This is a genomic window from Argonema antarcticum A004/B2, assembly GCF_023333585.1.
Classification (GTDB): Bacteria; Cyanobacteriota; Cyanobacteriia; order Cyanobacteriales; family Aerosakkonemataceae; genus Argonema; species Argonema antarcticum.
Map to the genome: position 1 here is coordinate 49,303 of NZ_JAIQZN010000045.1, position 4,913 is coordinate 54,215.

The window sequence follows — 4,913 nt, forward strand, 5'->3', positions numbered from 1 at the left end:
GGCCATCATGATTCAAAAACAACCGGAAACGATATCATTTGTTTCTTTTGACTTTTGACTTTTGACTTTTGACTTTTTTAGCTCCTAGCCCCTAGCCCCTAGTCCCTAGCTATAAATATGCCGTGTCCAAAGCAGCATATTTGACACGAAAGAACCCCCCTCTGCGGCCATCATGATTCAAAAACAACCGGAAACGATATCATTTGTTTCTTTTGACTTTTGACTTTTGACTTTTGACTTTTTTAGCCCCTAGCCCCTAGTCCCATAATACTTTGAGCAGATGTTTCCTCTAAAACCTGCTTTCCTTCATTGAGCAGATAGTCGAAAAATGTACGGGCTACAACAGACAATTGTTTGCCGGATGGGTGAGCCACATACCAATACCGTTCGATCGGAAAATTTTCCACATCTAAAATAGTAAGATGGCTGGTTGTTCCTTCCAAAGCCATTGTATGACGAGATAAAACCGATATCCCCAAACCACCTGCGATCGCTTGTTTAATCGCTTCATTACTGCCCAATTCTAACTTGACTTTTACACTGATTCCGTGTATCTCAAATAATTTTTGTACTGCTTGGCGAGTCCCAGACCCAGGTTCGCGCATGATAAAAGGTTCGCCAGTCAGCCTTTCTAGAGGAATATTCTTCTGGAAAGCCAGCGGATGATTGCTTGGTGCTAGCACCACTAAAGGATTTTCCAAAAACGAGTGTACGATCGCATCGGAATTGTCTGGCAATTGACTGATAATATAGAGATCGTCCATATTTTGCGAGAACCGTTCCAGAATAATTTCGTGATTTGTCACCTGGAGCGACACATCAATCCCCGGATAACGCTGGCAAAACGGCCCCAACAAACGCGGCACAACATATTTGGCAGTGGTAATCACTCCTAATCGCAACTGTCCTGCTTTCACTCCTTTCAAGTCTGCCACCGTCATTTCAAACTGAGCCAACCTGTCGAAAATCTCTCGGCAGGTCGCCAACAATTCCCGCCCCGCATCTGTCAGATACAGGCGCTTGCCTATCTGCTCAAACAGGGGCAAACCAACTGCTTTCGCCAGCTGCTTCACTTGCATGGAGACAGTAGGTTGGGTTAAAAACAGTTCCTCTGCCGCACGGGTAAAGCTACTATGCCGAGCGGCAGCTTCAAATACTTTCAACTGGTGCAGCGTCGTGTGCTTCAAGGATCACACTCCTGGAATGGTTAAATTATAGATAATAATCTATTATAACCATCAATAATAAAGACTTTTACTTATTAAAGCTTTACGCTACGATCGTGTTACCGGCAAGAGCGTAAGACATCTTTGATAGAGCGTTGCATAACTCGGTCACGATTTATTCAGAGGAGTTCTTCTTCAATTACGAAGCTGTGTATTGTCTATGGCAAACACGGGAGAAGATCCCCACTAAGATCGTGCCCATGAGCTGCAACGCTTTTTCGTATTTTTCTTTATTCTTGTGGTACGGGAACTGATATTTCTTGTGGTAAGGGAACTGGTATTTTTGCCAAGTCGGGCAGTTTAGCAAGCTCTTTTTCCACTTCTTTGACACTCACTGGCAAGCTCAGAGCTTGGGGCTTCTCAATCCAGCAACTCGCTACCGGCAGGGTTTGCTCCAAGTCATCCAACGGTCGAGGAATTACCATAACGGAGTTCAATTCCCCAATGCGTTCGGCTTCGTACATTCCCGCCTCAACAGCTACTGCGACATTTGCGACGGAACCTCTGATGATGGCAGTACACAAACCGGCCCCAATTTTTTCATAGGATGATAAATAGACTTCAGCTGCTTTGAGCATGGCGTCGGCTGCTCCCACCATAGCTGGAAACCCTCGCGTTTCCAAAAGGCCAATAGCTTGATTGCTTAAGCTACTCTTACCCTGGTTTTGAGATAGCTGGAACAAACGATAGCCTATAGGAAGTACGGCTTCCAAATTGGGTAGGGGTCTGGGAATAATCGAGCTGGAAATCAATTCACCAAACTGCTGTGCTGTTTGGGCACCTGCTTCGATGGCCAAACGGACATCGGCAATCCCACCGCGCACGATCGCAGTACAATGACCGTCACCAATTTTTTCATACCCGACTAAGACTACCCCAGCTGATTTGAGCATCATGTCAGCACATCCGACGATCGCCGGAAAACTGCGAGTTGATACTAAACCTAAAGCAGTGTCATTAAATTCTCGTTCTTGACTCGACGGCTGGGCCTGCATATATAACCTACCTTTAGTGGTTAGTGGTTAGCGGTTAATTCTTAGAAAATTTAGTGCCTAACACTTAAAAACTAACAACTAATCAGTCTTACCGTCTTGGAGTGGGCGCTTTAAGGATTGATTATGGGGAAAAAGCGTCAGCATAAGCCGATTCAAGTGAGCTTGTCCGTGGGCAACTTGAACAGGAGTAGCTGCTGGAGAATCAAGCCCAGTTGGGGTAGGAGCGGATTCGCTGCTAGTTTTACTCTTCGACGCCTCTGGGGAGTAGGGGTTAGAAGGCTTATTGTTGAGGGTGGAGGCAGACTTATCGTCGGCTGGGATGGACGCCTGCCGTCCATTGTCTGTACAAGGCAAGATCGTGATCGTAGGCAGGGTTGTTTTGTTCTGTTTTGAGGCGGAAGCCGAGTTAGTTGCGGTGGATGGTGTTAGTGGCACAATTATTTGACGACTTGAGTCTCCGATTAAAGAGCCGCTCGGCACCACTTGCCCAGCTTCAATCGAATCAAAGAAAATCGTCGTAGCCGAACCAATGCAGGCTTTTGCCCCAATTTTGCCCTTGCCTACTACTAAGACGCCTGCACCCAGGACAGCTCCGGCTTGGATTTCCAGAGTCCCTTCACGAGCGTCAATAATTGACCCCATGCCGATACAAGCTCCGGCGGCGATGACAATCCGGCTGTTTGCATCTGCTATAAGTAATACTCCAGGTGCGATCGCTGCACTCGGATCGATAGTGACATCGCCACTAACGTAAGATTGCATATTGGCGATCGGTTGCAGTGGCGGCAATTGCATTCTTAACTTAAACCTCAACACAGAGAATTTCAGATTTTAGATTCAGATACTGGAGAATATTTTTGGTTAATGGTTCGCCTGTGAGTGCGATTCGCTGACGCGATCGCTTCGCTTCACGCGCCGCGTGCCGAGTTCACTCTTGTTTTCTGAAATCTGAAATCTGAAATCAGTTGACTTACTTGGGCTGTTGAACAATCTGCTCTAGAACGCGACGCTTTGCTTTGGTGTCAATCCCAATCAAGCGCACGTATTCTTGGGAATGCTCTTTGAGGCAATTTTCCAGAGCGGCAAATACTTCCGACGGGTTGCTTGACTGAACTGGCGTACAGCTTTGCCAAGATCCCGTGCGGAACCGACGCGGATCGGCGTGTTCCATGCCAATGCGATATCCTTGAGCCAGCAAAGAACGTATCTGTGTTTGCACTTCCGCATTCAAGCCAGTACTTTGCACTTGAGCTTTCTTGGTTTCAGCTTTTTGAGCTGGGGCAGCTTTACCATTTTCAGAAACCTTACCATCGGGACGTTGGATCAGCAGTTCCAGCACCCGTCGCTTCGCCTTGGTGTCAATACCAATCATGCGGACATATTCTCCCGCATGGGTTTCTACACAAGCTTCCAGAGCCTTAACTACATCAGATACGCGATCGCTATCGATGGGGGAGCAGCTCTGCCAAGAACTGGTCTGGAAGCGCCGCTTATCCGCGTGTTCCGTACCGATGCGATATCCTTTGCTCAGAAGCGATCGCACCTGTTCCACAACTTCTGCCCCCAGTTGGCTACTACCAACCAAATTGCTGTTGGCGCTGCCACCAGATTTAATAGAAGGAGCTTTAATATTCTGGGTAACTTTGCCATCAGGCCGTTGGATCACCATCTCCAGCACCCGGCGCTTAGCCTTCGGGTCTACCCCAATCAAACGCACGTATTCTCCAGGGAATTCATCCAAACAAGCTTCCAGAGCCGCTAGAGCTTCAGATTCTCTAGTCGCCTGGATTCCCGGCCCGCTTTGCCATGAACTGGTACGGAACCGCCGCTCATCCGAATGCTCTGTAACAATCCGATATCCTTGCGCCAGCATTTGGCGTACTTGAACGCTTACTTCTGAACCTAAACGCATATTTTTCACCTGACCGTTACCATTACTTGAACGATTGCTTACTTGAGAGTCATCTAACTCATCGCGTATTTCCCCTATGCACGCGATGTTATCCGCGCAGCGATAGCCTGTTCGCAAAGCATCATTAATTCCGATGACATGATGGGCGAACTGCATATCTGCTTCCTGAACATCTGGCAAGCGATCGGCTTGCTGCTGGTTCGTAATAATAGAACCAGAACCAACATACTTACCAGGAGGAATCACTACATCCTGGATCAGCGCGTGCATCATCACAATACAGCCATTCCCCACACGGGCATTAAACACCGTCGAGCGAAAGCCAATAAAGCAATTATCCCCAATGTATGCGGGGCCGTGAATTAAGGCCATGTGGGTGATGGAAGTATGCTTCCCAATCCAAACGGAGTAAGAACTTCCGTCATTTCCTACCACCCGACCTTGTTCCAAACCGTGAATGACAACACCATCTTGAAGGTTGGTACTTTCGCCGATGTGGAAAGGAGTTCCCTCATCTGCTCGAACGAAAGTTCCTGGCGCAATCAAAACATTTGCTTCGATCCGAACATCTCCAATAACGCTGGAGGAAGGATGTACATAAGCAGTTTGATCAATCTTCGGTTTAGCTAAACTTTTCGACCAAGGGGTCGGCGGGGCAGCAATGCTGCGGAGTACCATCTGCGAATTCCTCTTAACTGAACGCTTGTCAGTTGTCAGTTGTCAGTTGTCAGTTGTCAGTTGTCAGTTGTCAGTTGTCAGTTGTCAGTTGTCAGTTGTCAG

At 47.6% G+C, this 4,913-nt stretch carries 4 protein-coding genes; all 4 read right to left on the bottom strand.

What is annotated here, in order from left to right:
• Positions 1-242: 242 nt before the first annotated feature.
• Positions 243-1,187 carry a LysR family transcriptional regulator gene (locus LAY57_RS19305; protein ID WP_249068445.1) on the bottom strand — a complete coding sequence of 315 codons (945 nt, stop codon included), beginning with the start codon at positions 1,185-1,187 and terminating at the stop codon, positions 243-245.
• Between the two features lie 269 nt (positions 1,188-1,456).
• On the bottom strand, positions 1,457-2,221 hold the full coding sequence (ccmO, locus tag LAY57_RS19310) for a beta-carboxysome assembly protein CcmO (RefSeq protein ID WP_249068446.1): 765 nt from the start codon (positions 2,219-2,221) through the stop codon (positions 1,457-1,459).
• Between the two features lie 78 nt (positions 2,222-2,299).
• The gene (gene ccmN, locus LAY57_RS19315; protein ID WP_249068447.1) at positions 2,300-3,016 is read right to left on the bottom strand and encodes a beta-carboxysome scaffolding protein CcmN; all 717 of its coding nucleotides are present in this window, start codon (positions 3,014-3,016) and stop codon (positions 2,300-2,302) included.
• 175 nt (positions 3,017-3,191) lie between these two features.
• On the bottom strand, positions 3,192-4,811 hold the full coding sequence (gene ccmM, locus LAY57_RS19320; protein ID WP_249068448.1) for a beta-carboxysome scaffolding protein CcmM: 1,620 nt from the start codon (positions 4,809-4,811) through the stop codon (positions 3,192-3,194).
• Between the last annotated feature and the right edge of the window lie 102 nt (positions 4,812-4,913).